Here is a 26,886-nt window from a genome sequence, read left to right as displayed (position 1 = left end):
TCGCCGGGGATGGGGATCATCGAAAAATGAAGCTGCACCTGCTCATGAGCGCGAGCGTCCTGACGTTCGCCGCCGCCAGCCCGGCCATGGCCGCGAACGAGGACCAGGCCGTCCTGGCCGCCATCTCGCCGACCGTCTATGGTCGCGTGATCAACGCAGAGGGCGCGCCCCTCGCCGGCGCCGAGATTCTCGTGCGCGGCTCGGGCGCCCGCGCCGTATCGGACGCCAACGGCCAGTTCATCCTGAACGTGCCGGAAGGCCAGACCACCCTGGACGTTCGCTACATCGGCCTGCCGAACGTGACCCAGAGCATCACGGCCACCGGCGGTGAAGCGGTCAGCCTGTCGGTCACCCTGGGCGTCGTCGACGCGAGCAACCTGGAAGACGTCATCGTCACCGGCGTGATCACCGACGGCATTGCCCGCTCGCTGAACCAGCAGCGCAACGCCGACGGCACCATCAACGTCCTGTCGGCCGACGCCATCGGCCGTTACCCGGACCCGAACGTCGCTGAATCGCTGCAGCGCGTGCCCGGCATCGCCATCCAGCGCGACCAGGGCGAAGGCCGTTACATCAACGTCCGCGGCGCCCCCTCGGCCTTCACCGCCGTGTCGGTGGACGGCGTCACCGTCCCGGCCGTCGATCCGGGCACCCGCGCCGTCGATCTGGACACCCTGCCCAGCGACATCGTCTCGAACATCGAGGTCTCCAAGACCCTCCTGCCGAGCCAGGACGCCGACTCGATCGCCGGCGCCGTCAACATCCGTACGCGTTCGCCGTTCGACAACCGTCGTCTGGCCGTCAGCGGCTATGCCGGCGGCAGCTACAATGATTACGGCGGCGAGGACGTGCGCGCCGGTGCGACCGTGTCGAACGTCTTCGGCGCGGACGAACAGTTCGGCGCCCTGGTGTCGCTCAGCTACTCGGAAACCAACCGTCGTCCCGAGAACATCGAGAACGCCTGGACCCCCGAGGGCGACATCTTCGTGCTCGAGGAAACCCTCTTCAAGCAGTACGAAACCCAGCGTACCCGTCAGGCCCTGACCGGCGCCCTGGAATGGCGTCCGAGCGACCAGACCCGCCTGTTCGCCCGGGGTTCGTTCGCCCAGTTCGAGGACAACGAGTACCGCAACACCCTGATCCTTGCCTACGCTGACGGCACGCTGCAGCCGGGCGCGACGAACACGACCGCGAGCTACACCGGCGCCCGCATCTATCGTGGCCTGCGTCACCGGACCCAGAACAACGAGATCACCACCCTGGTGGTGGGCGGCGAGCACACCTTCGACAACGGCATGACCTGGGACGCCGATCTGTCGTGGGCGGACAGCGAGCAGACCTACCCGCACCGCGACGAGCTAGTGTACCGCTCCAGCGCGACCACTCTGGGCTATGACACCGCCAACCACTACGCCCCGACCTATTTCTACGCGCCGGGCAATCCGATCTTCGGCGACACGGCGACCGGCTTCTTCGCCACGCCGGGCAATTTCTCGTTCCGTGAAAACACCTTCCGCTCGAACACCACCCAGCAGGAAGACGTCGCCTTCCGCACCAACCTGGAAATCCCGAGCCAGTTCGCCGGTCTGTCGGTCGACTGGAAGTTCGGCCTGAAGTACAGCACCCGCGACGTCACGGCGGACGAAGAGCGGCAGCGTAACCGCGACGCCTCGGCCAACCCGGGCACGCTGGCCTCGCTGTGGGGTACGGCGCAGGGGCGCAACTTCGGCTACCACCTGGGCACCCAGTTCGACCAAGGCCTGGTTGACGCCTATCTGGCCGCCGCCAAGGCCGCCTCGCCGCGTCGCATGCCCGACTCGCTGGTCGCCGACTACACCGCGCAGGAAGACATCCTGGCCGGTTACGGTCAGGCGCGCTTCGACATCGGCGCGACCAACATCACCGTGGGTCTTCGCGTCGAACAGACCAGCTTCGACGGCTCGGCTCCGACCGTGATCGACGAGGTGCTCTCGACCGCCGCGGTCAGCCGTGATGACACCGAGTTCTTCCCGAACCTGACGGTCCGTCACAGCTTCTCGGACAACCTGATCGGTCGTTTCGCCCTGACCCGCTCGATCTCGCGTCCGGAGTTCAGCCAGATCGTGCCGCGCCGCGTCGAGGAAACGGACGGCACCGACATCTCCTATGAGATCGGCAACCCGGATCTGCAGCCGACCCTGTCGAACAACGTCGACTTCGGTCTGGAGTACTACTTCTCGTCGCTGGGCGTCCTGTCGGCCAACGCCTTCTACAAGGACCTGACGGACTACCGTTACATCCTGAAGTACGAGGACACCGTCACCATCGGCGGCACGGTCTTTGACGCCGCGTTCGAGACCCCGGTCAATGCGCCGGAAGGCCATCTGATGGGCCTGGAGCTGAACTGGCAGCAGAAGTTCGGCTTCCTGCCGGGCTGGATGTCGGGCTTCGGCGTGTTCGCCAACTACACCTGGACGGAAGCCGAGATCAAAACGGACCAGTTCTACGGAGAGGACACCCCCCGCAACACCTTCGCCCTGCCGGGACAGTCGGAAAACAACTACAACGTGGCGGTGTTCTACGAACTGGGCGGCTTCTCGGCCCGCCTGTCGTACACGGACCGCAGCGACTACCTCGAAGAGATCAATGCCGACAACGCCGGCATGGACCTCTGGGTTGAAGGCCGTGACCAGCTGGACTTCACCACCAGCTACGACTTCGGCAACGGCATCGAGCTGTTCGGAGAGGCCAAGAACCTGACGGACTCGGCCGGCGTCAAATACTACGGCTCGCGCGAGCGGACCTATGAGTACGAGAAGTTCGGCTACAACGTCTTCGTCGGCGTTCGCTTCAAGCTCTGAGGCTGATCGACAGACCATGATGAGGGGCCGGGCGGCGACGTCCGGCCCCTTTTTCGTGCACGGCGTCAAAAAGGTTAACCGCGAAGCTGGACCGTGGGCGCGGGCTTGGATTAGGTCGCCCGGGGGGCGAAAGGCGGCCGTCGCGGTTCGCCATTTGCAAGGCGTCTTCCGAACCGGCGCATGGGCGCCAGAACGGGACAGTCAGGTCGAATGTTTCTCGAAGGCCAGATCAACTGGATGTGGGTGCTGGGCGCCTTGGCGATCTGCGGGCATGTCGTCGCGGCCATCGCGATCTGGTTCGCGGTCCGCAACCGGGGCCAGCACGTCGACGCCTCGGGCCAGCTGGATCTGGTCCAGCGGGTGGCCGAGGATTCCCAGAAGCGGTTGTTCGAGACGCTGAACGCCATCCCCGTCGCCCTGGTCGAGACCGACAAACAGGGCAAGTTCGTCTTCGCCAACCGCGCCGCCCACCAGCTTCTGGGGCGCCGTGACGCCGAGCTGATCGGCCTGCGTTTCCACTCGGCGACCTGGGGGATCACCTTCCCGGACGGGCGCCCGGTGCCGCCGGATCTGCTGCCCAGCGCCCGCTCCCTGCGTGGCCAGACGGTGAAGGGCTTCCACCACCTGATGTCCAATCCGGCGACCCGCAAGAAGATGCTGGTCTCGGTCACCTCCATGCCGATCGAGAACGAACTGGGCCAGATCACCGGTTCGACCGCCGCCATCGTCGAGACCGAAGGCCTGCAGACGCCGGAGGCCATCGCGCCCGAGACCGTCATCCTCGAGAACGACCTGACCCGCCGCGTGTTCGACGCCGCCTCCAGCGCCCTGGTGGTCGTCGCCGCCAACGGCGTGGTGCGCGAGGCCAATCGCACCGCCCTTCTGGTTCTGGGTCGTGACAGCGCGGAGGGCGACTTCGCCGACCTGTTCCTGGCCGAGGATGAGCGGGTCGAGGGGCGTCAGGCCCTGCGCACCGCCCTGTCCGCCCCGGCGGGCGAGGCCGAAGCCTTCGTGTCCCGCAATGGGGCGCCGGAGGGCATTCGCTGGACCATGCTGCCGCTGACCGACGCCGCGGGCCAGGTTGACGCCCTGCTGCTGGCCGGCGAACGCGCCGATCCGGTGGCGGAGGAGATCGTCGTCGCCGAGCCCGTGCTCGAGGCGCCCGTCGAGGCGATCACTTTCGCGCCGATCCCCGAGCCGGCGGAAGAGGCGGTGGTCGAGGTCGAACCCGCCATTCCCGCGATGTCGGAGGAGGAAGCCTCGGCCCTGCGTGAGGAGACCGAGACGGCCCGCCGTCAGGCCGAGGAGGCGCTGGCCGCCGCCGCCGCCGCGCGCGAGGACGCCGACACCGCTCGCGCCGTCGCCCGCAAGGCGATGGAGGACGCCGAGCTGGAACTGCAGGGCGGGCGTCGAATGGAAAGCGTCGGCCGGCTGACCGGCGGACTGGCTCATGATTTCAACGCCCTGCTGGGGGTGATGACCGGCGCGCTCGACATGATGCTGCGTCAGGCGGACGATCCCGCACGGGTCCGCCGACTGGGCCAGGCCGCCCTGGCGGCCGGGCAGCGGGGCGAACTGCTGACCCGCCGCCTGACCGCCTTCTCGCAGGGGGATGACGCCCCGGTCTTCCAGACGCTGGACGCCGCGGTGCTGTTGCGCGGCATGGAAGGTCGCCTGCGCGCCCTCGCCGGTCCGGGCGTGGATCTGATGATCGAAGGGCCGTCCGGCGAAGCGCCGGTGCGGCTTGATCCGGTGGCCTTCGAGGGCGCCGTGCGCGCCCTGACCCAGAACGCCGTCGATGCCGTGGGCGCCCAGGGCTCCGTCGCCGTGCGGCTGGAGACCCTGCTGGAAGGCGGGCTGCGGCTCAGTGTGCGGGACACCGGTCCGGGCATGGACCGCGATCTGGCGGCCCGGGCGGTCGAGCCCTTCTTCACCACGCGCGAGGGGGCGGCCGGCCTCGGCCTGTCGCAGGCCTACGCCTTCGCCCGCCAGTCGGGTGGCGTCCTGTCGATCGACGATGTGCCGGACGGCGGCGCGGAGGTTTCGATCACCCTGCCGCAATCGCCCGTCGAGGCTGAACGCCAGAGCGCCTGAACGTCCGGGCGCTTGATCTTCTGACCATCGCGCTCTGCTATCGACGTTCGCCCGGACCTGTGTAGGGTGGTTAACGCCGCCTCCGGAGACCGGTCATGAAGCTGCTTCGTCCTCTCGTCGCCCTCGTCATCCTCGCCTATGTCGGCTGGCTGGCGTGGCCGCTGCTGTCGCCCCTGCTGAACGGCGGCGGGGCGGATGTCGGAGCCATGCGCGCCGAGGCCGAAGTCGCGACCGGCGGCGACCTGTTCGGCGTCATTCCGGCCTGGGCGCTGTGGGCCGGCGCGGTCGGGCTTTACCTGCTGGCGGCCCTGTTGCTCGGCGCGGGCAACACCAAGGCGTCCATCGCCTACTTCCTCGGCTTCCTGGCCGACGCCGCGCTGCGTCTGGCCATGGACCGGAACGGGGGCAGCGAGGCCGCCGCCCGCTCGACCGGGCCGACCACGATGTCCGCGGATCTGGGCGGCCTGCCGGTCGATCCGCTGTGGCTGATCCTCGGTGGCCTGCTGCTGCTCGGGGTGCTGGTGATCGTGGCGGCGCGGCGTCAGCGTCGGCAGAGAATTCCGGGACAGTTCGCCTACTGATCCCTAAAGGATCGTCACCATATGCCTGTGGACGGTTGACCCCTGCGGTCTTGCCGTTAGGTTCCGCGCGCCTTCCCCGCGCCCAGACAGAACACACAGAGAGATCCCATGGCCGAAGCCGCTACCTACGACGTCGTCATCATCGGCGGTGGGCCGGGCGGCTATAACGCCGCAATCCGCGCCGGCCAGCTGGGTCTCAAGGCCGCCTGTATCGAGATGCGCGACACCCTGGGTGGCACCTGCCTGAACGTCGGCTGCATGCCGTCCAAGGCCCTGCTGCACGCCTCGGAGCTGTTCGAGGTCGCCGGCAAGGAGTTCTCGACCCTCGGCATCGACGTCGGCACGCCCAAGGTCAACCTGCCGCAGATGATGAAGCAGAAGGCCGACAGCGTCGGCGCCCTGACCAAGGGCATCGAGTTCCTGTTCAAGAAGAACAAGGTCGAGTGGATCAAGGGCAAGGGCAAGATCACCGGCCCGGGCGCGGTCGAAGTCACTGCCGCCGACGGTTCGGTCTCGACCCTGTCCGCCAAGGACATCGTCATCGCCACCGGTTCGGAACCGACCCCGCTGCCGGGCGTGGACTTCGTTGACGGCAAGGTCATCGACTCGACCGGCGCCCTGTCGCTGCCGGCCGTGCCGAAGCACCTGATCGTCGTCGGCGCCGGCGTCATCGGCCTTGAGCTCGGCTCGGTCTGGCGTCGTCTCGGCGCCCAGGTGACCGTGGTCGAGTTCCTCGACAAGGTCGGCGCGGGCATGGACGCCGAGGTCGCCACCGCCTTCCAGCGCGGCCTGACCAAGCAGGGCATGACCTTCAAGATGGGCACCAAGGTCACCGCCGCGAAGACCGGCAAGGACGGCGTCGAGCTGACGCTGGAGCCCGCCGCCGGCGGCGCTGCCGAAACCCTGAAGGGCGATGTGGTTCTGGTCGCCATCGGCCGCCGTCCCTACACGGCCGGCCTGGGTCTGGAGTCGGTCGGCATCGAGACCGACAAGCGCGGCTTCCTGATCAACGACCATCTGAAGACCGGCAAGGCCGGCATCTGGGTCATCGGCGACGTGACCCATGGTCCGATGCTGGCCCACAAGGCGGAAGAAGAAGCCGTCGCCGTGATCGAATACATCGCCGGCAAGGCGGGTCACGTCGACTACGATCTGGTCCCCAGCGTTATCTACACCGGCCCGGAAGTGGCCTGGGTCGGCAAGACCGAGGAGCAGCTGAAGACGGCCGGCGTCGAGTTCAAGAAGGGCAAATTCCCCTTCACCGCCAACAGCCGCGCCAAGATCAACCATGAGACCGAAGGCTTCGTGAAGGTTCTGGCCGACGCCAAGACCGACAAGGTGCTGGGCGTCCACATCTACGGGCCGCAGGCCGGTGAGATGATCGGCGAGGCCTGCATCGCCATGGCCTTCGGCGCGGCGTCGGAAGACATCGCCCGCACCTGCCACGCCCACCCGACCCGTTCGGAAGCGGTCAAGCAGGCCGCGATGGGTGTCGACAACTGGACCATGCAGGCCTGATCGAGGCGCTCGGCCCCTATCCCCTCAGGGCGTCCTCGACGGTCCGGGTCGTCTGACGGCGCAGACCTTCGAAGGCGACGGTGTTGTTGGGGAAATCCAGCGTCACCCGCCGGAACCGGCCGAGAAGGTCCGCCCCGATCAGCAGGGCGGGCCGGTCGGCGAGGTCCAGCGTGCGGAAACAGTGCAGGTCCGCGAACAGCAGCGGCGTGGCGCCCAGCCGGGCGCGCCCCAGCCGGATTTCGCCCACCCGGGCGAGATCCGCGCTCAAGCTCTGGCCCGTCACGCCGTAGAGCAGCACCTGCCGGTCGGGTCGGACGCTGTCGAGCCGACGCGTCAGTATCGCCCGCCGCAGCGCCTCATTGCCGATGGAGTACTGGGCCCCGCTGTCGATGAAGGCCGCGGTCGGCACGCCGTCGACGATCGTCTGGGTCAGGAGCAATTGACCGAAGCGGCCGCGGATTGATCGCACGCTGTCATCGCGAAGACGGGAGCCCGTGCTCATGTCGGCGCCGCCCATCAGGATGCGGACGCCCTGCACGCTCAGGCTGGCGGCGCGTCGCTGGACATCGAATCCCAGTCTGAAGCGGCCCAGGACATCCAGCCCCAGCAATCCGTCGGCGCCGATCTGGTCACGGGACAGCACCGGGCATCGCAGATCCCTGAACGTCAGCCCCCCGAGCTGCATCTGATCGACGCGGACGCTCTCGGTCCGGGTTGCGGTGGTGATGCCGTGGACGGTCAGCGGTGACAGGAGCGGCAGGCGCAGACGCGCCGCCAGGGTGTCCGCGATCGCGGTTGAGCCCGCGCCGGTGTCGATGACGAAGGTCCAGGGCCCCTGATCATTGACCGTCACCGCCGCCCCGACGCGGGTGAACAGATTGGCCAGCAGCGGGATGGGCGTGGGGTCGGGGGTCAGGTCCGGCGTCTGGGCCGCGGCGCCGGGTGCTCGCCCGAACGCCGCCGTGGCGGTCAGGCCGCACAGAATGAGGCGTCGATCCGGCGTCACGGCGTGGTCGCGGGGCACGGCAGTTCCTCCTGCCTTTCCGGATCATTCTACGCCGATCCGCCGAACTGGCGAGTCGATGTTCGGTCAGGCCCTCGGATGCGCCGCCGCATAGGCGTCGAGCAGGTGGGCGGCGTCCACGGCGGTGTATTTCTGCGTGGTCGAGAGGCTGGCGTGGCCCAGCAACTGCTGGATCGAGCGCAGGTCGGCTCCGGCGCCCAGCAGGTGGGTCGCGAAGCTGTGGCGCAGGGCGTGGGGGGTCGCGCTGGCGGGCAGGCCGAGACGCCCCCGCAGCCGCTGCATGGCGGCCTGCACCTGACGAGGGCCCAGCGGGCCGCCCCGCTTCGCCCGGAACAGGGCGTCGTCCGGTTCCAGTGGATGCGGCAGCAGCGCCAGATAGGCGTCCATCGCCTCGCGCACCGCCGGCAGAACCGGCGCCATCCGCGTCTTGTCGCCCTTGCCGGTGATCCGCAAGGTCTCGGGCAGGGGGGCGTCGGCGCGCGTCAGCGACAGGCCCTCCGAAATCCGCAAGCCGCAACCGTAGAGCAGGGTCAGGATGGCCCGGTCGCGGGCGGCCTCCCACGGCTCGGAGTCGGGATCGGCCTCGGTCTCCTCCAGCAGGCCGCGGGCCTGATCCTCGCTGACCGGGCGAGGCAGGGAGGGTTTCACCTTCGGCCCGCGCACGAGGGCGAGCTGCGGCGCGGGCGTGTCCAGACGGCGGTCGAGGAAGCCGTGGAAGGCGCGGATGGCCGACAGGGTCTGGCTGATGGAGCGGGCGTTCAGCGGATGATCACCGCTGCGGCGCTCGGCCAGATGGGCGCGAACCTCCGCCGCTGTGATCGTTCCGAGGTCACGCAGCCGCTGCGGCTCGCCCCGGTGCCGTTCCAGAAAGGTCAGATAGAGCCGCCCGATGTGGCCATAGGCCTCCAGCGTCCGGGGCGACAGCCGCCGCTCATGCGCCAGATGCTCCAGCCAGGCGGTCAGGGCCTCGTCGGCGGTCAGTTGAGGCCCCTCTAGTTGAGAATGGGCCATCGTTCGGCCGTGCGCTCGACCACCCGGGCGATGAAGGCCACCAGCTCGCAGCCCATGGTCGGGGTGAAGCCGTCTTCCTCGGGCGAACCAAAGGCGCAGATGGCGTGGCGGCCGGGCGTGTCGTCGCCGGGGAAGTGCGGGGCCATGCGGATCAGGGCGACCGACTTCACCTCGTCCTCGGCCGCGCCGAACAGGTTCAGCCCGTCGAAATTCGGGCCCAGCCAGGTCAGGCCGTGTTCGCCCAGCAGGCCGTCCACGCCGCCGGCGTCCAGCGCCTTCCAGCCGAAGGGCACGCCGCCGGGCTTCTCCATGGCGATGGCCGCGCCGGCCAGACCGAACCGGCCCTGCGCCACCGCATCCAGTCGGCGGGCCAGATCGGAGGGATTGCGGGCCTCCATCAGGTCCAGCGCCGCGACGTGGGTCTGGGTCTGGGCGGCGAAGTTCGCGCGGGCGATGGCCTCGATACGCTTGCGGGCGTCGGCCTCGCGCTCGGCGGCCTCTTCCAGCCGTGTCAGGGCCGCCTTGCCGAACTCCACGACATTGCGGCCGGTCGTCTTCAGGCCCAGCTCTTCCAGCAGGGCCCGGTCTTCGGTCAACAGGTCGGCATGCGCCTGCAGCCAGACGCGGACGTCCGGCCAGTGAAGCTCGTCGGGCTTCGAAAACAGATCAGGCGATACGCTCACAAACCTCTCCCCGAGGCGCAGTCATGGACAACCGGCATCGGGGGAGGAAGTGCGCCGATCCCTACAGGATCGACTGGCCCGTCTTGCCCCAGTCCGCCAGGAAGGCATCAAGCCCCTTGTCGGTTAACGGGTGTTTGACCAGCGCCTTGAAAGTGTCAGCCGGCAGGGTGGCGGCGTCGGCGCCGGCGAGGGCGGCGGCCGAGACGTGGCCCGGGTTCCGCAGGCTGGCGGCCAAGACTTCGGTTTCGAAGCCGTGGATATCGTACAGGGTGCGGATTTCTTCCAGCAGGCCGATCCCGTCCGCGCCGTGGTCTTCCAGACGGCCGACGAAGGGCGAGATGAAGGTGGCGCCCGCCTTGGCGGCCAGCATGGCCTGGGCGGCGGAGAAGCACAGGGTGACGTTGGTCTTGATGCCCTTGTCCGAGAAGTTGCGCGCGGCGCGTAGACCGTCCCAGGTCAGCGGCAGCTTCACCACCACGTTCGGGGCGATCGCGGCCAGCTTGTCGCCCTCCTTGACCATGGTCTCATAGTCGGTCGCGACGGCCTCGGCGGAAATCGGGCCCTCGACCAGGGCGCAGATTTCAGCGATGACCTCGGCGATGTTGCGCCCGGACTTTGCGATCAGCGTGGGATTGGTGGTCACGCCGTCGACCATGCCGGTCGGCAGCAGGTCCTTGATGACGGCGACGTCGGCGGTGTCGAGGAAGAGTTTCATGGGCGTTTCTCTAGCGGAGAGGGGGGCAGGGTGAAAGTCGCATCCGTCCTGATTCCGCTGCCCGTGCCCGAGGCTTTCGACTACGAGGCGCCCGAGGGGCTGGATGTGGCGCGTGGCGATCAGGTCGCCGTGCCGCTGGGCCCGCGCCTGATCCGGGGCATCGTCTCCGAGGTGCGCGAGACGACTGGCTCGAACCGGCGACTGAAGGCGCTGGATCATGTGCTGGACGATCCGCGCCTGCCCGAACGCACCGTGGACTTCGTGGAGTGGGCTGCCCGCTGGACGCTGAGCGCGCCGGGCGAGATGGCCTCGGCCGCCCTGAAAGGCCTGCGCGCGCCCCGGCCCCGGCCCGAGCGGCGGGTCCGTCGGGTCGGCGATCGTCAGCCCGCCCGCCCCACGAGGGCCCGCACGGCGGTGCTGGAGGCGCTGGGCCACAAGTCCATGCCCGGCCCCGATCTGGCCCGCGCCGCCAATGTCTCCTCCGGCGTGGTCAAGGGATTGCTGGACGAGGGGGTGCTTGAGGTCATCGAGATCGAGGCCGTCGCCGCCTTTGACGCGCCTGACCCGGACCACGCGCCCGCCACCCTCAATCCCGATCAGGCCGCCGCCGCCGGGGCCATCGCCGACGCCGTCAGCAGCGGCGGGTTCCTGCCGATGCTGCTGGACGGGGTCACCGGCTCGGGCAAGACCGAGGCCTATCTGGAGGCCGCCGCTCGCGCGCTGAAGGCGGACCCGGACGCCCAGATCCTGATCCTGTTGCCCGAGATCGCCCTGACCCAGGCGGTGATCGAGCGGATCACCGCCCGCTTCGGGACGGCGCCCGCCGAATGGCACTCCGGGGTCGCGCCGCCGCGTCGGCGACAGGTCTGGGAGGCGGTGCAGGCGGGACGCTGCAACATCGTGGTCGGCGCCCGCTCGGCGCTGTTCCTGCCCTACGCCAGACTGCGCCTGATCATCGTCGATGAAGAGCACGACGGATCGTTCAAGCAGGAAGAGGGGCTGGTCTATCACGGCCGCGACCTGGCAGTGGCTCGCGCCCGGATCGAGGGGGCGACCGTGGTGCTGGCTTCGGCCACGCCGTCGCTGGAGACGCTCTGGAACGCCCATCAGGGCCGGTATCGCTGGCTGAAGTTGGGCGCGCGGCACGGGGCGGCGGTTTTGCCGGAGGTGAAGCTGCTGGACCTGCGCGCGGCGCCGCCGGATCCCCAGACCTGGCTGTCCCAGCCCCTGCGCGAGGCGATTGGCGAGACACTGGCCAAGGGAGAACAGACCCTGCTGTTCCTCAATCGCCGTGGCTATGCGCCGGTCGTCCTGTGCCGGGCCTGCGGGCATCGCCTGACCGCGCCGGACACCGACAGCTGGCTGGTCGAGCATCGCTACACCGGGCGGCTGGTCTGTCACCTGACCGGTTTCTCCATGGCCAAGCCGCGGCACTGCCCGTCCTGCGGGGCGGAGGACACGCTGGTGCCGGTCGGCCCGGGGGTTGAACGGGTCGAGGAGGAGGTGCGCAACCTCTTCCCGCAGGCGCGCACCGCGGTGTTCAGCTCGGACACCGTGCCGGACGGCAAGTCGGCCCGCGCCCTGATCCAGTCCATGGCCGAGGGCGAGATCGACATCCTTGTCGCCACCCAGGCGGCGGCCAAGGGCCACAATTTCCCGCGCCTGACGCTGGTCGGGGTGGTTGACGCCGATTTGGGCCTGCGCGGCGGTGATCTGCGCGCCGCTGAACGGACCTTCCAGCTGCTGATGCAGGCGACCGGGCGGGCGGGCCGCGCGGACAAGCCCGGGCGCGCCCTGCTGCAGACCTGGACCCCCGAGCATCCGGTGCTGATGGCGCTGGCGGCGGGCGACCGTGACGCCTTCGTCGACGCCGAGATGGCCGAGCGGGAAGCGGCGTCCCTGCCGCCCTACGGCCGGCTGGCGGCGCTGATCCTGTCCAGCGAGAACGCGCAGGCGGTCGAGAAGGTGGCCCGCGATCTGGCCGAAGCCATCCCCAACGCCGAGCGGCTGGAGGTCTATGGCCCCGCCGACGCGCCGCTGGCGCTGGTCAGGGGCCGTCGGCGCAAGCGCCTGCTGGTCCGGGCCGACCGGGACGTGGACTTGCAGGGGTTCCTGCGCGTCTGGCTCAGCCGGGTGAAGGTGCCGGCGTCGGTGCGCCTGAACGTGGACGTGGACCCGTATTCTTTCCTTTAGGGCGCGCTATCGCTCGCCGCGCGGCGGCTCGCTGCTTGAGCGCGGGACGGCCAGCCTTCAGGAGTTGGCGGCGCGCGAAGCGCCAGGCCGCGTCGGGTCGAACCGAAGGTCGGCGCGAAGCTGCCAAAAGGCGGAGCCTTTTGACCGCGGCCCACAAGAATGCGCTGGGCTCGTGCAGCGAGCTCAGCGCGCTTCCGTCAGCCGGATCTCGAACAGGCTCGGCCATTTCTTGCCGGTGACAAACAGCCGTTGGGTGGCCGCATCCCAGGCGATGCCGTTCAGGACGTCGTCCCGAGGGTCCATGCCGGTCCGGTCCGGCATCAGCGCGCTCAGGTCGATGACGCCGACCACCACGCCGGTCTCCGGATTGATGCGGATGATGTAGTCGGTCTGCCAGATATTGGCCCAAACCTCGCCATCGACCCACTCCAGCTCATTGATCTGGCCGACGGGCTGACCGTTGAAGGTCACTGGCACCCGTCCCGTCTGCCGCAGGGTCAGGCCATCGAGGAAGCGCAGGTGGGGCAGGCCGTCGGACAGGATCAGCCGGGTTCCATCGGTGGTCAGGCCCCAGCCCTCGCCGTCATACTCGAACTCGCCGACCGGGCTGAGGTCCGCGGGGTTCCAGATGAAGCCGATCCCGTCCGTCCAGGTCAGGCTGAACAGCTTGCCGTTCAGCTCGGTCAGGCCTTCGGCGAAGGTGGCGGGGTCGAAGGTGTGTCGCTGCAGGACGACGCCGTCCTCCAGACGAACCCTGCGCAGGGTCGAGGGGGAGCGGCCGGTGCTTTCGTACAGCACGCCGTCGCGGATGATCAGGCCCTGGGTGAAGGCGTCGGGATCGTGGGGATAGGTCTGGACGATCTCGATCCCGTAGATCGGGACGCGTGCAGGACTGGGGGCAGGGGGCGCAACCTGCGCCGGAACAGCAACAGGCCCTGACGCAGGGGTCTGCGCCAGGGCCTGTGCGGAAGCGGGAAGGATCAGGGCGGCCGTGAGAAGAAGCAGCCGCCGCATGATCACACTCCGGGTTCGGCCGTCTCGGCCTTGTTGAGCTTGTCCTGATGGGCCTGTTCCGCCGCGGCCTTCTTCGCGGAAGACCGGCGGGACATCATGTTCAGGCCCTCCACCATCGCCGAGAATGCCATGGCTGCATAGATGTAACCCTTGGGCACGTGGACGCCGAAGCCGTCGGCGATCAGCACGGCGCCGATCATCAGCAGGAAGCCCAGAGCCAGCATGACCACGGTCGGGTTCTTGTCGATGAACTCGGCCAGCGGGTCGGCGGCCAGCAGCATGGTCAGCACGGCGAAGACGACGGCGATCATCATGACCACGACGTGGTCGGTCATGCCGACGGCGGTCAGGATCGAGTCGATCGAGAACACCAGGTCCAGCAGGATGATCTGGAAGATGGCCGAGCCGACGTTGTTGATGACGACTTCCTTCTTGTCCTTCTCCAGCAGGTCGTGGGACGGGGTGGTGTCCGTGGCGTGGTGGATTTCCTTCGTGGCCTTCCAGATCAGGAACAGGCCGCCGGCGATGAGGATGATTTCCTTCCAGCTGAAGGCCGTATCCCAGCCCGGCCCGGCGAGGCCGAGGTCGAAGACGGTCGCCTCAAGGCCGATGATCCAGCCGATGGTGGCCAGCAGGCCCAGGCGCATGATCAGCGCCAGACCGATGCCGATGCGACGGGTGCGCTGGCGATGTTCGGGCGGGAGTTTGTTCGACAGGATCGAGATGAAGATCAGGTTGTCGATGCCGAGCACCACTTCCATCACCACCAGGGTGATGAGGGCCGCCCATACGGTCGGGTCGGTGAAGAAGACGGAGAAGTCGAACATCGGTCGCAGTTTTCCTGAAGCGTAGCGCTGAAACCCCTCTGTAGCGGGACGGTTGCGGGTGCGGCAATGCGGCCTGATGTGGCGGCCTGTCCCGGTTGCGACAGAAGTGCAGGGGTGCTATCAGGCGCCCGGCTGAGCCGGAGGGCGCGTTAGTGAACGCGTCCCCAAAGTGCTTTCTCAAAGCATTTCAAGCCTTTGGCCGACGCGGGCACGCTGTCGGTCACGACCCGAACGCTAACCCGCGCGGACCTTATAAGTGGCTGACGATTTCAGAACGACGGAAGTCGGCGAGCGCTACGCACAAGCGCTGTTCGACCTGGCAGAAGAAAAAGGCGTTCTGGACGCCGTGCGCGCGGACCTGAAGTCCCTGCGCGCCGCCTGGCTGGAGAGCGCTGATCTGCGCCGTCTGGCGACCTCGCCGGTGCTGACGACTGAAGATCAGGTCAAGGGTCTGGTCGCGATCGCCGCCAAGGCGAAGTTCAGCGGCGTGACGCAGAATTTCCTCGGCCTGCTGGCCCAGAACGGCCGCGCCCGCGACCTGACCGCCGTGATCGCCGCCTTCGAGACGCTGTATGCGAAGAAGACGGGTCTCGTCGCCGCTGAGGTGGTGTCGGCCCAGGCGCTGACCGCCGCCCAGCTCAAGACCATCCAGACCACGCTCCGCACCTCGCTGGGCAAGGATCCGGAACTGACGACCCGTGTCGACCCGGCGATCCTGGGCGGCCTGAAGGTGAAGGTGGGCTCGAAGCTGTTCGACGCCTCGCTGAAGACCAAGCTCGACCAGATGAAATTCGCGCTCAAGCGCGCCTGACCAACGACGGCGCCCTGAACCAGCGCACAAAGAGACGAAGACAGAGAGATCCAAATGGACATCCGCGCCGCCGAAATCTCGGCCATCCTCAAGTCGCAGATCGCCAACTTCGGCGTTGAAGCCGACGTCTCGGACGTCGGCCAGGTGCTGTCGATCGGCGACGGCGTGGCCCGCATCCACGGCCTGGACAACGTTCAGGCCGGCGAAATGCTGGAGTTCCCCAAGGCCGGCGTGAAGGGCATGGCCCTGAACCTCGAGCGCGACAACGTCGGCGCCGTGATCTTCGGCTCGGACGCCGCCATCGCTGAAGGCGACGAAGTCCGTCGTCTGGGCGAAATCGTGGACGTGCCGGTCGGCAAGGGCCTGCTGGGTCGCGTCGTCAACCCGCTGGGCGAGCCGATCGACGGCAAGGGCCCGATCGTCGCCACCGAGCGCCGCCGCGTGGACGTCAAGGCTCCGGGCATCATCCCGCGCAAGTCGGTGCACGAGCCGATGCAGACCGGCCTGAAGGCCATCGACACCCTGATCCCGGTCGGCCGCGGCCAGCGCGAGCTGATCATCGGTGACCGTCAGGTCGGCAAGACCGCCGTCGCCATCGACACCATCCTGAACCAGAAGTCGGTCAACGCCACGGACGACGAGTCCGCCAAGCTGTACTGCATCTACGTCGCCATCGGTCAGAAGCGTTCGACCGTCGCGCAGATCGTGAAGACCCTCGAGGAGTCGGGCGCTCTGGAATACACCATCGTGGTCGCCTCGACCGCGTCGGAGCCGGCCCCGCTGCAGTTCCTGGCCCCGTTCGCCGGCACCGCCATGGGCGAGTATTTCCGCGACAACGGCATGCACGGCCTGATCGTCTATGACGACCTGTCGAAGCAGGCTGTGGCCTACCGCCAGATGTCGCTGCTGCTGCGCCGTCCGCCGGGCCGCGAAGCCTATCCGGGCGACGTCTTCTACCTGCACTCGCGCCTGCTGGAGCGTTCGGCCAAGCTGAACGGCGACTACGGCTCGGGTTCGCTGACCGCCCTGCCGCTGATCGAAACCCAGGCCAACGACGTGTCGGCCTACATCCCGACCAACGTGATCTCGATCACCGACGGCCAGATCTTCCTGGAATCGGACCTGTTCTACCAGGGCATCCGCCCGGCCGTGAACGTCGGCATCTCGGTGTCGCGCGTGGGTTCGTCGGCCCAGACCAAGGCGATGAAGAAGGTCGCCGGCACCATCAAGGGCGAGCTGGCCCAGTACCGTGAAATGGCCGCCTTCGCGAAGTTCGGCTCGGACCTGGACGCCTCGACCCAGAAGCTGCTGGCCCGCGGCGCCCGCCTGACCGAGCTGCTGAAGCAGCCGCAGTACTCGCCGCTGACCATGGAAGAGCAGGTCGTGTCGATCTACGCCGGCACCCGCGGCTATCTGGACGGCATCGCCGTCGGCGACATCGGCCGCTTCGAGAGCGAGCTGCTGGCCCGCATCAAGTCGTCGAACCCGGGCCTGCTGGAAGGCATCCGCACCAAGAAGGACCTGACCGCCGAGCTCGAAACCGAGCTGAAGGACGTTCTGGCCGCCTTCACCAAGACCTTCGCCTAAGTCTGACCCCCGGAAGCTGAAAGAGTAGCGCCCGATGGCCAGCCTCAAGGAAATGCGCAATCGGATCGACAGCGTGAAGTCCACGCAGAAGATCACGAAAGCCCTGAACATGGTCGCCGCGGCCAAGCTGAAGCGCGCCCAGGATCAGGCCGAAAGCGCCCGTCCCTATGCGAAGAAGATGGCCGCGGTCATCGCCAACCTGGCGGCCGGCGTCTCGGGCGACAGCGCTCCGAAGCTGCTGGCCGGCACCGGCGCCGACCAGAAGCACCTGGTCGTCGTCGCCACCGGCGACAAGGGTCTGGCGGGCGGCTTCAACTCGAACGTCATCCGCGCCGCGCGTGAACGGATCAACAGCCTGATTGCGGCCGGCAAGGATGTCCGCATCATCGCCGTGGGCCGCAAGGTTCGCGACGGTCTGACCCGTCTGTACGGTGAAAAGCTGATCCGCACCTTCGAGCTGAGCGAGCACAAGGTCATCGGCATGGCCGCGGCCGAGCCGATCGCCGCCCTGATCGCGGAAGAGTTCGAGGCCGGCAACGCCGACGTCGTGACCCTGTTCTACAGCCGCTTCCAGTCGGTCATCTCGCAGGTTCCGACCCCGCGTCAGCTGATCCCGGCCGTGGTGGACGGCGACGCCGCCCCGATCGACCTGAACGGCGCCGTGTACGAGTACGAGCCCTCGGAGGAGGAAATCCTCGAGACGCTTCTGCCGCGCAACATCACGACCCAGATCCTGGCCGCCCTGTACGAGAACCAGGCCAGCTTCTTCGGGGCCCAGATGGGCGCCATGGACAACGCCACCCGCAACGCCGGTGACCTGATCAACAGCCTGACCCTGCAGTACAACCGCAAGCGCCAGGCCCAGATCACCACCGAACTGATCGAAATCATCGCCGGCGCTGAAGCGCTCTGATCCGATCCACGCACAGACAAGACCTTCCGAACGGAACGAACCCGATGACCGACACCGCCGCCCCGAAGAAACCCGCCGCCAAGAAGCCGGCCGCCCCCAAGGCCGCCGCCACCAAGGCTCCGGCCGCCGCGAAAAAGACCGTCGCCCCGAAGGCTGTTGAAGCCGCCGGCGCCGGCCGCATCGCCCAGGTCATCGGCGCCGTCGTCGACGTCGAGTTCGACGGCCACCTGCCGGCGATCCTCAACGCCCTGCACACCCAGAACACCGACCAGAAGACGGGCGAGCCCTTCACCCTGGTTCTGGAAGTCGCCCAGCACCTCGGCGAGAACATGGTCCGCACCATCGCCATGGACACCACCGAAGGCCTGACCCGCGGTCAGCCGGTCTCGGACACCGGCACCTCGATCATGGCTCCGGTCGGCCCGGGCACGCTCGGCCGCATCATGAACGTCGTCGGCGAGCCGATCGACGAGCAGGGCCCGATCAAGACCGACATGTTCCGTCCGATCCACCGCGACGCCCCTTCGTTCGAAGAGCAGTCGACCTCGTCGGAAATCCTGGTCACCGGCATCAAGGTCATCGACCTGATGTGCCCCTACACCAAGGGCGGCAAGACCGGCCTGTTCGGCGGCGCCGGCGTCGGCAAGACCGTGACCATGCAGGAACTGATCAACAACATCGCCAAGGCCTACGGCGGTTATTCGGTTCTGGCCGGCGTGGGTGAGCGCACCCGCGAAGGCAACGACCTGTATCACGAGATGATCGAGTCCAACGTGAACGTGGACCCGACCAAGAATGGCGGCTCGACCGAAGGCTCCAAGTGCGCCCTCGTGTACGGCCAGATGAACGAGCCGCCCGGCGCCCGCGCCCGCGTCGCCCTGACCGGCCTGGCCCAGGCCGAGTACTTCCGCGACGAGGAAGGCAAGGACGTGCTGCTGTTCGTCGACAACATCTTCCGCTTCACCCAGGCCGGTTCGGAAATGTCGGCTCTGCTGGGCCGCATCCCGTCGGCGGTGGGCTATCAGCCGACCCTGGCCACCGAGATGGGCAACCTGCAGGAGCGCATCACCTCGACCAAGAAGGGCTCGATCACCTCGATCCAGGCCATCTACGTCCCGGCTGACGACCTGACCGACCCGGCCCCGGCCGCCTCGTTCGCCCACCTGGACGCCAAGACCGTTCTGTCGCGTGACATCGCCGCCCAGGCCATCTTCCCGGCCGTGGACCCGCTGGACTCGACCTCGCGGATCATGGACCCGCTGGTCATCGGCGAAGAGCACTACAACGTCGCCCGTTCGGTCCAGGAAGTCCTGCAATCGTACAAGGCCCTGAAGGACATCATCGCCATCCTGGGCATGGACGAGCTGTCGGAAGAGGACAAGCTGGTCGTCGCCCGCGCCCGCAAGATCTCGCGCTTCCTGTCGCAGCCGTTCTTCGTGGCCGAGCAGTTCACCAACTCGCCCGGCAAGTTCGTCGAGCTGGCCGACACCATCCGCTCGTTCAAGGGCATCGTGGCCGGTGAATACGACCACCTGCCGGAAGCCGCCTTCTACATGGTCGGTTCGATCGAAGAGGCCGTCGCCAAGGCCGAGAAGATGGCTTCGGAAGCCTGATCGACATGGCCGACAAGCTGAACTTCTCTCTCGTCTCGCCGGAACGCGAGGTCTTCTCGGGCCTCGTGGACCAGGTTGACGCGCCGGGCGTCGAGGGCGACTTCGGCGTCCTGGCCGATCACGCGCCCTTCATGACCGCCCTGCGCGAAGGCGTGGTCACGGTCATCGACGGCGCCTCGCGCCGCCAGTTCGAGGTTCACGGCGGCTTTGCCGACGTGACCCCGGCGGGCCTGACCATCCTGGCCGAGCAGGCCACGGAAGTCGTCGCGGCCTGACAGAGCGATGGCCAGACCGGACGGCGTTCTGGTTCTGGTGTGGATCGGGGTCATCCTCGGTCCGATCGTCTGCAGTCTTCTGATCCGGCGGTTGCTGCGCAGCCGCCGGATTTTTCTTGGCTGGAGCCTCGCCGCCGTCGTCGCGTCCGGATGGGCCTGCGGCGTCTGGGGCTTCCTGATCGAGCCCGCCACCCTGACGGTGCGCCACGTCACCATCGAGAGCGCCGCCTGGCGGGGCGAGCCGTTGCGCATCGGGGTCATCTCCGACACCCATGTCGCTGCGCCCCATACCGATGTGAAGCGCATCCGCCGTCTGGTCGAGCGCATGAACGCCGAGCATCCGGACGTGGTCATGCTGCTGGGCGATTATGTGGGCGGCCACGCCCCGGCGTCGGCACGCTCTTCGGCGGAGCAGGCGGAGATCCTGCAGGGCGTCGAGGCCTTCCGGGCGCTGCGCAGCCCGCTGGGGACCTGGGGCGTGCTGGGCAACCACGACAGCTGGTATGACGACGCCGCGGTCGCCGCCGCCATGACCCGGGGCGGGGTGCGCCTGCTGGACAATCACGCGGCGCGGGTTGAGCGGCCGGGCGGGGCCTTCTGGATCGGCGGTCTGGCCGACATGCACTCGCGCCGCGAGCCGCCTTTGGTCAGCGTGACGCTCCGGGAGGTGACGGACGCCGATCCCGTCGTCCTGATGACCCACTGGCCGGACCCCTTCGTCGAGGTCCCGCCCCGGGTCGCCCTGACGCTGGCGGGCCATACCCACTGCGGGCAGGTAAACCTGCCGATCATCGGCCGACCGGTCGCCGCCTCCCCGGCCTCCGAGCGTTGGCCCTGCGGCCTCTATGACGAGGGTGGGCGCAAGCTGTTCGTGACCGGCGGGGTCGGGGTCTCCATCCTGCCGGTGCGGTTCCGCGCGCCGCCCGAGATCGTCATCGTCACCCTGCGCGCCCCGGCGGCCTGATGCCCGCCCTTGACCCCCGCGCCGGGCGCCCTAGATAGCCCCTGCAAGACGAGGCCACGTCCTCGCTCCTCGCCCTTGGGCGTGGACCAAGTCCGGGACGGCCCGGCCCTTTGCAAGGAGGGCCGTATTCCGATGGCCTGGATTTCACTTCTTATCGCCGGCGTTCTCGAGATCGTCTGGGCCTATTTCATGAAGCAGTCGCACGGCTTCACCCGCCTGTGGCCCAGCATCGCCACGCTCGGCTTCATGGCGGTCAGTTTCGGCCTGCTGTCCTTCTCGATGAAGACCCTGCCCATGGGCACGGCCTATGTCATGTGGACCGGCATCGGCGCGGTCGGCGCCTTCATCGTGGGCGTCGTCCTGCTAGGCGAGCAGATCAATCCGCTGCGCATTCTGGCGGCGGTGCTGGTGGTGTCGGGTCTGGTGCTGTTCCGCCTGGCCCCGGGCGGCGAGGCGCACTGACGTTGCAGCGGGGCGGAGCCGGGTGCTAGAGGGCCCAAAAGGAGGCTCCCATGCTCGAACTCCGCCCCGGCTGCGAATGCTGTGACCGCGACCTGCCGCCGGACAGCCCTGACGCCCGCATCTGCACCTTTGAATGCACCTTCTGCGCCGACTGTGTGGACACGGTGCTGAAGGACGTCTGCCCCAACTGCGGCGGCGGCTTCATGCCCCGCCCGATCCGTCCGGCGAACAAGCTGGGCAAGTTCCCGGCCTCGACGAAGCGGGTCGTCCGGCAGGACTGCGCGGCGGCCTGAAGCGCCTCGGGCGCTGTCAGATCAGCAGGGCGCTGAACGTTGACACCACGGCTTGGTAGGCCTCGCGCTTGAACGGCACGATCAGGTCGGGGGCCTCGTCCAGACGGCCCCAGCGCCAAGCGTCGAACTCGACCTCCTCGTGCTGTTCGAGGTCGATCTCGGACTCCTCGCCGGTGAAGCGGAAGGCGAACCATTTCTGCTTCTGGCCCTTCCAGCCGCGCGCCTGTTTCGAGCCGCCGTAGCCCTCGGGGAAGTCATAGGCGACCCACTGGCTGATCTCGCCGATCAGCTCGGCGGAGGTGACGCCGGTCTCCTCGGCCAGTTCGCGGCGGGCGGCGTCCAGATAGTCCTCGCCCTCGTCCACCCCGCCCTGCGGGAACTGCCAGTTATACGGCCCCGGCGTCCCGGCGCGCCGCCCGTACCAGACGCGTCCGTCCGGATGGAACAGCACGACGCCGACGTTGGGGCGGTATTGGCTCAGATCAGTCATCTGGAGAGGTGCCAGGTTCTAGGTTCTTGGGATCAGGTTTCGGGCGGGTCGTCCTACCCTAGAACCTAGAACCTAGAACCTGGAACCCGGAACCTGAAACCTATCTTCCCGGCCGCGCCGCCATCGCCGAGGCCGGCGCCAGTTGCAGGCCGCGGGCGTCCAGACCGGCAGTCCAGCGGGCCACGGCCTCGACGGTGACGGGATAGCTGAAGCCCGAGCCCATCGCCTGCCCGCGCGCCTTGGCGAGGGCCTCCAGCGCGTTCAGCTGGCCGATGATGGCGGCGGGGGACTGTTCGTCATCGATGACCCGGTTCGCGCTGGCCCGGGCCCAGCCGCCCGGTTTGCGGTTCATGGAGCCGTCGTCGATGAAGGCCACGCCCCGGTTGCGCAGGATGCCCATGAAGGTGTCCATGCCGCTGTCCGAGGTCTGGAAGCGGTCGCCCAGATAGTTGGTCACCGCGAAATAGCCGGTGGCGCGGCTGAGCAGCCAGTTCATCTTGGCCGTGATCTCGGTGTCGTCGGCCGAGGCCAGCAGGGTGTAGGGGCCGGGATCGTTGGCCGGGTAGCCGGTGGGCTCCATCGGCATCTCGATCATCACCTCATGGCCCTGGGCGCGGGCGGCGTCGATCCAGCCCTGCAGGCCCTCGGCATAGGGGACGAAGCTCAGCGTCACTTCCGGCGGCAGCCGTTCGATGGCGGCGCGGGTGGTCACGGCGTTGAGGCCCAGACCGCCGACCACGATGGAGATGCGCGGCTTGCCGTTCGAGCGGAAGGGGCGGGCGTAGGCCTGGGCGGGCACCCGGCCGTCCGGGGCGATGCGGGGCAGCTGACCGTCCGGACCCGGCTGGTGCAGGGCGGCGATGGGGGCGGCGGCCAGGGGCTGGGCGGGCAGGCGCGGGGCGGTCACCGGTGCGCCGTCGCCCGACACGGTGGCGCCGTCCGGCAGGGTGAGCACGGCCTGTCCCATCAGCGACGGGTCCATCGAACCGTCGCCGGTCAGGTCGGCGTAGGCGCCCATGGAGAAGGCTTCCATGCCCGAGGGCGCCTGGGGCGCGGCTTCCGGCTGACGATGCAGGCTGGCGCTGGCCGACGGGGCTCCGGCGCGCGGATCGCCCAGCACGGTGACGAAGAGGGCTGCGGCGCCGAGCAGCAGAAGCCCGGCGGCGCTGACCGCGACCGGCGGCTTCTTCAGGATGCGGCCGACGGGGGCCAGACGGTCGCGCAGGGACGCCTTCGCCGGAGGGGCTCCGGCGGTGGCGGCGAGGGCGGACTGACGCTTGGCGAACATGGACGGTGAGCGCGCTCGAGGGTGAGGCCCTGACGGACCCCTTCAAGGCTCACATTGCCGGGCGCCGGTTAAGAAACCCTAACGGCGCATTAGCCATGAAGAGGCTTATTCGCCCGGGCTTTCCGTCGATCCGTTGTCCGCCAGGACCGTGCCCGGCGCCGTGACGACGATGCCGGTCGGCGCCGCGGCCAGCTGCGACAGGCGACCACCGGCCCGCAGCACGTCGAAGGCGCGCTCCAGCTGGTAGTCCTTGTCCTTGTCATAGTCCGGACCCGGCGCCTCGTGCGGCACGTGGGCGCCCTTGCGTTCTGCGCCGATGGAGCCGTCCAGCGCCGTGGCGTAGGCGGCCTCGGAATAGATGAAGCTGGAGCGGGACACGATGCGCGCCTCGGCTTCCGAACGGGCGACCTCCAGATCCGGCTCGATGCCGATCTTCTGGATCGAGGAGCCGGACGGCGTGAAGTACCGGGCCGTGGTGATCGACAGGGCGCCGTCCGCGCCATTGCGCAGCGGAATGACCGTCTGCACCGAACCCTTGCCGAAGCTGGTCAGGCCCACGACGGTCGCGCGCTGGTGATCCTTCAGGGCGCCGGCGACGATTTCCGAGGCAGAGGCCGAGCCGTAGTTGACCAGCACGACCAGCGGCAGGCCGCCGCTCAGGTCGCCCGGCTGGGCGGCGTAGCGCATGATCTGGTCCGGCTTGCGCCCGCGCTGGCTGACGATCTCGCCCCGTTCGAGGAAGGCGTCCGACACGGCGATGGCCGCGTCCAGCAGGCCCCCGCCGTTGTTGCGCAGATCGATCACATAGCCCTTCAGCGCCGGGTTCTCGGTCTTCAGGCGGTTGATGGTCTCGGTCAGTTCGCGGCCGGTGTTCTCGTTGAAGGTCGAGATGCGCAGATAGCCGAACTCGCCCTCGATGCGGCCAGTGACCGACTCGATGCGGATGACCTCGCGGGTCAGGGTGACTTCGCGGGGCTCCTCGCCGTCCCGCAGGAAGGTGACCTTGACCGAGGTGCCGACGGCGCCGCGCAGCTTGTCCGAGACCTGGCTGACGGTCAGGCCCGAGGCGCTCTGGCCGTCGATGGCCGAGATGACGTCGCCGGCGTTGACGCCCGCCCGGGCCGCCGGGCCGCCGTCCATCGGCGAGATGATCTTCACCAGCCCGCCTTCCGACGAAATGGTCAGGCCGACGCCGGAGTAGTGACCCTCGGTCCGCTCGCGCAGCTCGCCATAGCCGTCCGGCGGCAGATAGTTGGAGTGCGGGTCCAGGGCCGTCATCATGCCCTGCAGGGCGGCCTCGACCAGCTTCTTGTCATCGACCGGCACCACATAGGCCTGCTCGACAATGCCCAGCACGTCGCCGAACAGGCTGATCATGCGGAAGGCCTCGTTGCGCGGAGTCTGCCCGGCGGCGGTCGCGGCCCCCAGACCGACAACGGTGGCGGCGGCGGCGCCGATCATCAGCAGCTTACGCATGAGTCTTCTTCTTGAGCGGGCCGGGAAAGCGGCCTTGTGGTCGGCAGTAACATCTGTCCGGACGACGAAATCATGGCCGTCCGGGCGCGGTGGATAAAATCAGCGTCAACGTCCCTTGGGAAGCGGTTTCGCGGGGAAAGGGCCCCGGGCGTGCTTAATCCAGCCAGGGCGCCGGATCGATCGCCCGCTCATCGCGGCGTAACTGGAACCAGACCTCGCCGTCCTCGCCGGTGCGGCCCAGGGTCTGGCCGTCCGAGACGCGGGTTCCGGTCGAGACCGAGACCTCTTCCATGCCGGCGATCACCGCGCGCCAGCCCGGCCCCAGATCGATGATCACCACCTCGCCCCAGCCGGACAGAGGGCCGACGAAGACAACCTCTCCGGCGGCGGGGGCGCGGGCCTCCAGCCGGTTCGCGCGCCAACGCCAGCCGCTCGTGCGCGGACCGAAACGGGTGTCGGGCGCGCCGCCGACCGGCGGGGTCAGGCGATTGCGGCCGGCGGGCAGGCGGGCCACGGTGGTCGGGGCGTCGGCTTCGGGCGTCGGCACGGTGGCGCCGAGGCTGCGCAGACGGCTTTCCAGCGCCCGACCGGCCCGTTCGGCCTCGGTCGCCTCGGCGCGCAGCACCGCTCGCAGCGCCGTCTTGCGCGCGGTCAGGGATTCAATCTCGCTCTGCCGGTCGCCCCGGGCGCTTTCCGTGGTGAACAGTTGCTCGCTGTTCAGCGCCGCCAGCCGTCGTACGCGGGTCAGCTCGGACTGCTCGTCCATCAACGCCCGGGTCCGCGCGCGCAGTTCAGGCGCGATGGCGCGCATCAGGATGGAGGCCCGCACGGCGTTCACCGCCTCTTCCGACGGCACCAGCAGGGGCGGGGGCGGCTTGCGGCTCATCATCTGCAGGGCCGACAGCAACCGGGCCTGTCGGCCGCGCGCCGCCGACAGCTTCGCCACGAGCGCCGCCTCGCGCTGACCCAGTTCGCGCAGCCGGGTGCGCTGGGCGTTGATCAACTGGTCGTCGGTGTTCACCGCGGCGGTCAGGCGGGACAGCTCGCGTTCGAGGGAGGCGATCTCGTTGGCGGCCTCCTCGGCCTCGGCGCGAAGCCTGCGGGCGCGGGTCAGCTCGTCGCGATACTCGGCCTGCAGGCGCGCGACCTCGCCCCGCTCCTGCGGCGCCGCGGCGGCGACGGGCAGGGCGATGGCGCCGACCAGAAAAATGGCGAACAGGGACCGCATTCAGTCCCGATGATAGGGCGATCCGGCCAGAATGGTCACGGCCCGGTACAGCTGTTCCGCCAGCATCGCGCGCGCCAGGGCGTGCGGCCAGGTCTGGGGGCCGAAGGCCAGGGTCGAACCGGCGGCCGCGCGCACGCTGGCGTCCAGACCGTCGGCCCCGCCGATGGCGAAGACCAGCCGCCGCTCGCCGCGATCGCGCAGCATGGCGATGTGGTCGGCGAAGGCGCGGCTGGAGAAGGTCTTGCCCCGCTCGTCGCAGGCGATCAGGTGCGCGCCCTCGGCGGCCTTGAGGATCAGCTCGGCCTCGGGCGCCTTGCCCGGCTTGCGGGGCTCCAGATCGATCAGCTCCAGCGGCCCGAGCCCCAGCGCCCGGCCCGCCAGGGTGGCGCGCTGGGCGTAGTCGTCGGCGAGCATGGCTTCAGGCCCGCGTCCCGGCTTGCCGATCGCGATGACGCCCAGCTTCATGGGAGGCTCAGCCGATCAGGCGCGGCTGTCGGTGCGGTGGCCGCTGTCGACCGACCAGATCTTCTCGATGTTGTAGAAGGTGCGCACTTCCGGGCGGAACAGGTGGACGATGACGTCGCCCGCATCCAGCAGAACCCAGTCGCAATGCGGCAGGCCCGAGACCTTGACCTTGCCCAGACCCATTTCCTTCATCAGCCGCTGCAGGTGATCCGCCAGCGCGCCGACGTGGCGGTGCGAGCGGCCCGAGGCCACGATCATGGCGTCCGACATGGGGCTCTTGCCGCGCAGGTCGATCAGGACGATGTCCTGCGCCTTGTCTTCGTCGAGCTTGGCCAGAATGGCGTTCTCGAGGTCCGTCAGGCCGATGGGGAGGGGCGCTTCCTGACCATCTTCAGAGCGGACGGGCTCGAACTCGTCCATCTCGTGCGCCGTGTTGGAAACGGCGTCGTCTTGCGCGTCATACGCGGTAGAGGGGGTCAGCGGAGGGCTCCGGGGGTGGTTACTAAAGCGGCAGCCTAGCA

Annotated in this window: 25 protein-coding genes; 13 read left to right on the top strand and 12 right to left on the bottom strand. The window is 68.5% G+C overall.

The annotated features are described in order from the left end of the window. The first annotated feature begins 26 nt into the window (after positions 1-26). The 4 genes from ACFQQC_RS02970 (at position 27) to lpdA (ending at position 7,033) form a co-directional block, all read left to right on the top strand. A complete protein-coding gene (locus tag ACFQQC_RS02970; protein WP_376859533.1) occupies positions 27-2,840 on the top strand; it encodes a TonB-dependent receptor in 2,814 nt (937 codons plus the stop codon). Between the two features lie 210 nt (positions 2,841-3,050). Further along, positions 3,051-4,934, top strand: a complete 1,884-nt coding sequence (locus ACFQQC_RS02965) for an ATP-binding protein (protein ID WP_376859532.1) — start codon at positions 3,051-3,053, stop codon at positions 4,932-4,934. A gap of 95 nt (positions 4,935-5,029) precedes the next feature. Beyond that, the gene (locus ACFQQC_RS02960) at positions 5,030-5,515 is read left to right on the top strand and encodes a hypothetical protein (protein ID WP_376859530.1); all 486 of its coding nucleotides are present in this window, start codon (positions 5,030-5,032) and stop codon (positions 5,513-5,515) included. A 108-nt stretch (positions 5,516-5,623) separates the two neighbouring features. Continuing rightward, on the top strand, positions 5,624-7,033 hold the full coding sequence (lpdA, locus tag ACFQQC_RS02955) for a dihydrolipoyl dehydrogenase (protein ID WP_376859528.1): 1,410 nt from the start codon (positions 5,624-5,626) through the stop codon (positions 7,031-7,033). A gap of 16 nt (positions 7,034-7,049) precedes the next feature. On the opposite strand, the gene ACFQQC_RS02950 is transcribed toward lpdA, so the two are convergent. The 4 genes from ACFQQC_RS02950 to fsa all read right to left on the bottom strand — a co-directional run bounded on the left by ACFQQC_RS02950 (position 7,050) and on the right by fsa (position 10,466). Next, positions 7,050-8,057 carry an aspartyl protease family protein gene (locus tag ACFQQC_RS02950; protein ID WP_376859526.1) on the bottom strand — a complete coding sequence of 336 codons (1,008 nt, stop codon included), beginning with the start codon at positions 8,055-8,057 and terminating at the stop codon, positions 7,050-7,052. Positions 8,058-8,123: 66 nt separating this feature from the next. Beyond that, complete coding sequence (locus ACFQQC_RS02945; RefSeq protein ID WP_376859524.1) at positions 8,124-9,068, bottom strand: tyrosine recombinase XerC; 945 nt, start codon at positions 9,066-9,068, stop codon at positions 8,124-8,126. Further along, entirely contained in the window at positions 9,050-9,751 is a 702-nt protein-coding gene (locus ACFQQC_RS02940; protein ID WP_376859522.1) for a DUF484 family protein, read from the bottom strand. The genes ACFQQC_RS02945 and ACFQQC_RS02940 overlap by 19 nt, the downstream gene beginning before the upstream one ends. Positions 9,752-9,812: 61 nt before the next feature. Beyond that, positions 9,813-10,466 (bottom strand): fructose-6-phosphate aldolase, encoded by a 654-nt coding sequence (gene fsa, locus ACFQQC_RS02935; protein ID WP_331047449.1) that lies wholly within the window; start codon positions 10,464-10,466, stop codon positions 9,813-9,815. Positions 10,467-10,496: 30 nt separating this feature from the next. On the opposite strand from fsa, the gene ACFQQC_RS02930 reads away from it, so the two are divergent. Beyond that, positions 10,497-12,659 carry a primosomal protein N' gene (locus tag ACFQQC_RS02930; RefSeq protein ID WP_376859520.1) on the top strand — a complete coding sequence of 721 codons (2,163 nt, stop codon included), beginning with the start codon at positions 10,497-10,499 and terminating at the stop codon, positions 12,657-12,659. A 183-nt stretch (positions 12,660-12,842) separates the two neighbouring features. Here ACFQQC_RS02930 and ACFQQC_RS02925 read toward each other — a convergent pair whose 3' ends face one another. Beyond that, entirely contained in the window at positions 12,843-13,673 is an 831-nt protein-coding gene (locus tag ACFQQC_RS02925; RefSeq protein WP_376859518.1) for a glutaminyl-peptide cyclotransferase, read from the bottom strand. 2 nt (positions 13,674-13,675) lie between these two features. Continuing rightward, positions 13,676-14,500, bottom strand: a complete 825-nt coding sequence (locus ACFQQC_RS02920) for a TerC family protein (protein WP_376859516.1) — start codon at positions 14,498-14,500, stop codon at positions 13,676-13,678. A gap of 256 nt (positions 14,501-14,756) precedes the next feature. Between ACFQQC_RS02920 and ACFQQC_RS02915 the strand changes: the two genes are divergently transcribed. From ACFQQC_RS02915 to ACFQQC_RS02880, 8 genes are all read left to right on the top strand, one after another. Beyond that, the gene (locus tag ACFQQC_RS02915) at positions 14,757-15,311 is read left to right on the top strand and encodes a F0F1 ATP synthase subunit delta (RefSeq protein WP_376859515.1); all 555 of its coding nucleotides are present in this window, start codon (positions 14,757-14,759) and stop codon (positions 15,309-15,311) included. A 54-nt stretch (positions 15,312-15,365) separates the two neighbouring features. Continuing rightward, the gene (atpA, locus tag ACFQQC_RS02910) at positions 15,366-16,898 is read left to right on the top strand and encodes a F0F1 ATP synthase subunit alpha (RefSeq protein ID WP_376859513.1); all 1,533 of its coding nucleotides are present in this window, start codon (positions 15,366-15,368) and stop codon (positions 16,896-16,898) included. A 34-nt stretch (positions 16,899-16,932) separates the two neighbouring features. Further along, entirely contained in the window at positions 16,933-17,811 is an 879-nt protein-coding gene (locus ACFQQC_RS02905) for a F0F1 ATP synthase subunit gamma (RefSeq protein ID WP_376859511.1), read from the top strand. A gap of 44 nt (positions 17,812-17,855) precedes the next feature. Continuing rightward, on the top strand, positions 17,856-19,424 hold the full coding sequence (atpD, locus tag ACFQQC_RS02900; RefSeq protein ID WP_376859509.1) for a F0F1 ATP synthase subunit beta: 1,569 nt from the start codon (positions 17,856-17,858) through the stop codon (positions 19,422-19,424). Positions 19,425-19,429: 5 nt separating this feature from the next. After that, positions 19,430-19,699 carry an ATP synthase F1 subunit epsilon gene (locus ACFQQC_RS02895; RefSeq protein ID WP_376859507.1) on the top strand — a complete coding sequence of 90 codons (270 nt, stop codon included), beginning with the start codon at positions 19,430-19,432 and terminating at the stop codon, positions 19,697-19,699. A 7-nt stretch (positions 19,700-19,706) separates the two neighbouring features. Continuing rightward, positions 19,707-20,663 (top strand): metallophosphoesterase, encoded by a 957-nt coding sequence (locus ACFQQC_RS02890; protein WP_376859506.1) that lies wholly within the window; start codon positions 19,707-19,709, stop codon positions 20,661-20,663. Positions 20,664-20,744: 81 nt separating this feature from the next. Continuing rightward, positions 20,745-21,125 carry a DMT family transporter gene (locus ACFQQC_RS02885; RefSeq protein WP_376859504.1) on the top strand — a complete coding sequence of 127 codons (381 nt, stop codon included), beginning with the start codon at positions 20,745-20,747 and terminating at the stop codon, positions 21,123-21,125. A 50-nt stretch (positions 21,126-21,175) separates the two neighbouring features. Then, entirely contained in the window at positions 21,176-21,418 is a 243-nt protein-coding gene (locus ACFQQC_RS02880; RefSeq protein WP_376859502.1) for a DUF1272 domain-containing protein, read from the top strand. 16 nt (positions 21,419-21,434) lie between these two features. On the opposite strand, the gene ACFQQC_RS02875 is transcribed toward ACFQQC_RS02880, so the two are convergent. The 6 genes from ACFQQC_RS02875 to rsfS form a co-directional block, all read right to left on the bottom strand. Continuing rightward, positions 21,435-21,908 (bottom strand): RNA pyrophosphohydrolase, encoded by a 474-nt coding sequence (locus ACFQQC_RS02875; protein ID WP_376859500.1) that lies wholly within the window; start codon positions 21,906-21,908, stop codon positions 21,435-21,437. A 100-nt stretch (positions 21,909-22,008) separates the two neighbouring features. After that, a complete protein-coding gene (locus tag ACFQQC_RS02870) occupies positions 22,009-23,196 on the bottom strand; it encodes a divergent polysaccharide deacetylase family protein (protein WP_376859498.1) in 1,188 nt (395 codons plus the stop codon). A gap of 105 nt (positions 23,197-23,301) precedes the next feature. Next, the gene (locus ACFQQC_RS02865) at positions 23,302-24,672 is read right to left on the bottom strand and encodes a S41 family peptidase (protein ID WP_376859496.1); all 1,371 of its coding nucleotides are present in this window, start codon (positions 24,670-24,672) and stop codon (positions 23,302-23,304) included. Positions 24,673-24,826: 154 nt separating this feature from the next. Beyond that, positions 24,827-25,900, bottom strand: coding sequence for a murein hydrolase activator EnvC family protein (locus tag ACFQQC_RS02860; RefSeq protein ID WP_376859494.1), 1,074 nt, complete (start codon positions 25,898-25,900; stop codon positions 24,827-24,829). After that, entirely contained in the window at positions 25,901-26,365 is a 465-nt protein-coding gene (gene rlmH / locus ACFQQC_RS02855; protein WP_376859492.1) for a 23S rRNA (pseudouridine(1915)-N(3))-methyltransferase RlmH, read from the bottom strand. Between the two features lie 15 nt (positions 26,366-26,380). Next, entirely contained in the window at positions 26,381-26,785 is a 405-nt protein-coding gene (gene rsfS / locus ACFQQC_RS02850) for a ribosome silencing factor (protein WP_376859490.1), read from the bottom strand. Positions 26,786-26,886: the final 101 nt, after the last annotated feature.

It is taken from the genome of Brevundimonas sp. GCM10030266, assembly GCF_042666595.1.
Lineage (GTDB): Bacteria > Pseudomonadota > Alphaproteobacteria > Caulobacterales > Caulobacteraceae > Brevundimonas.
The sequence above is the reverse complement of the archived record's forward strand: the minus strand, read 5'-3'. Positions and strand labels throughout refer to the sequence as shown.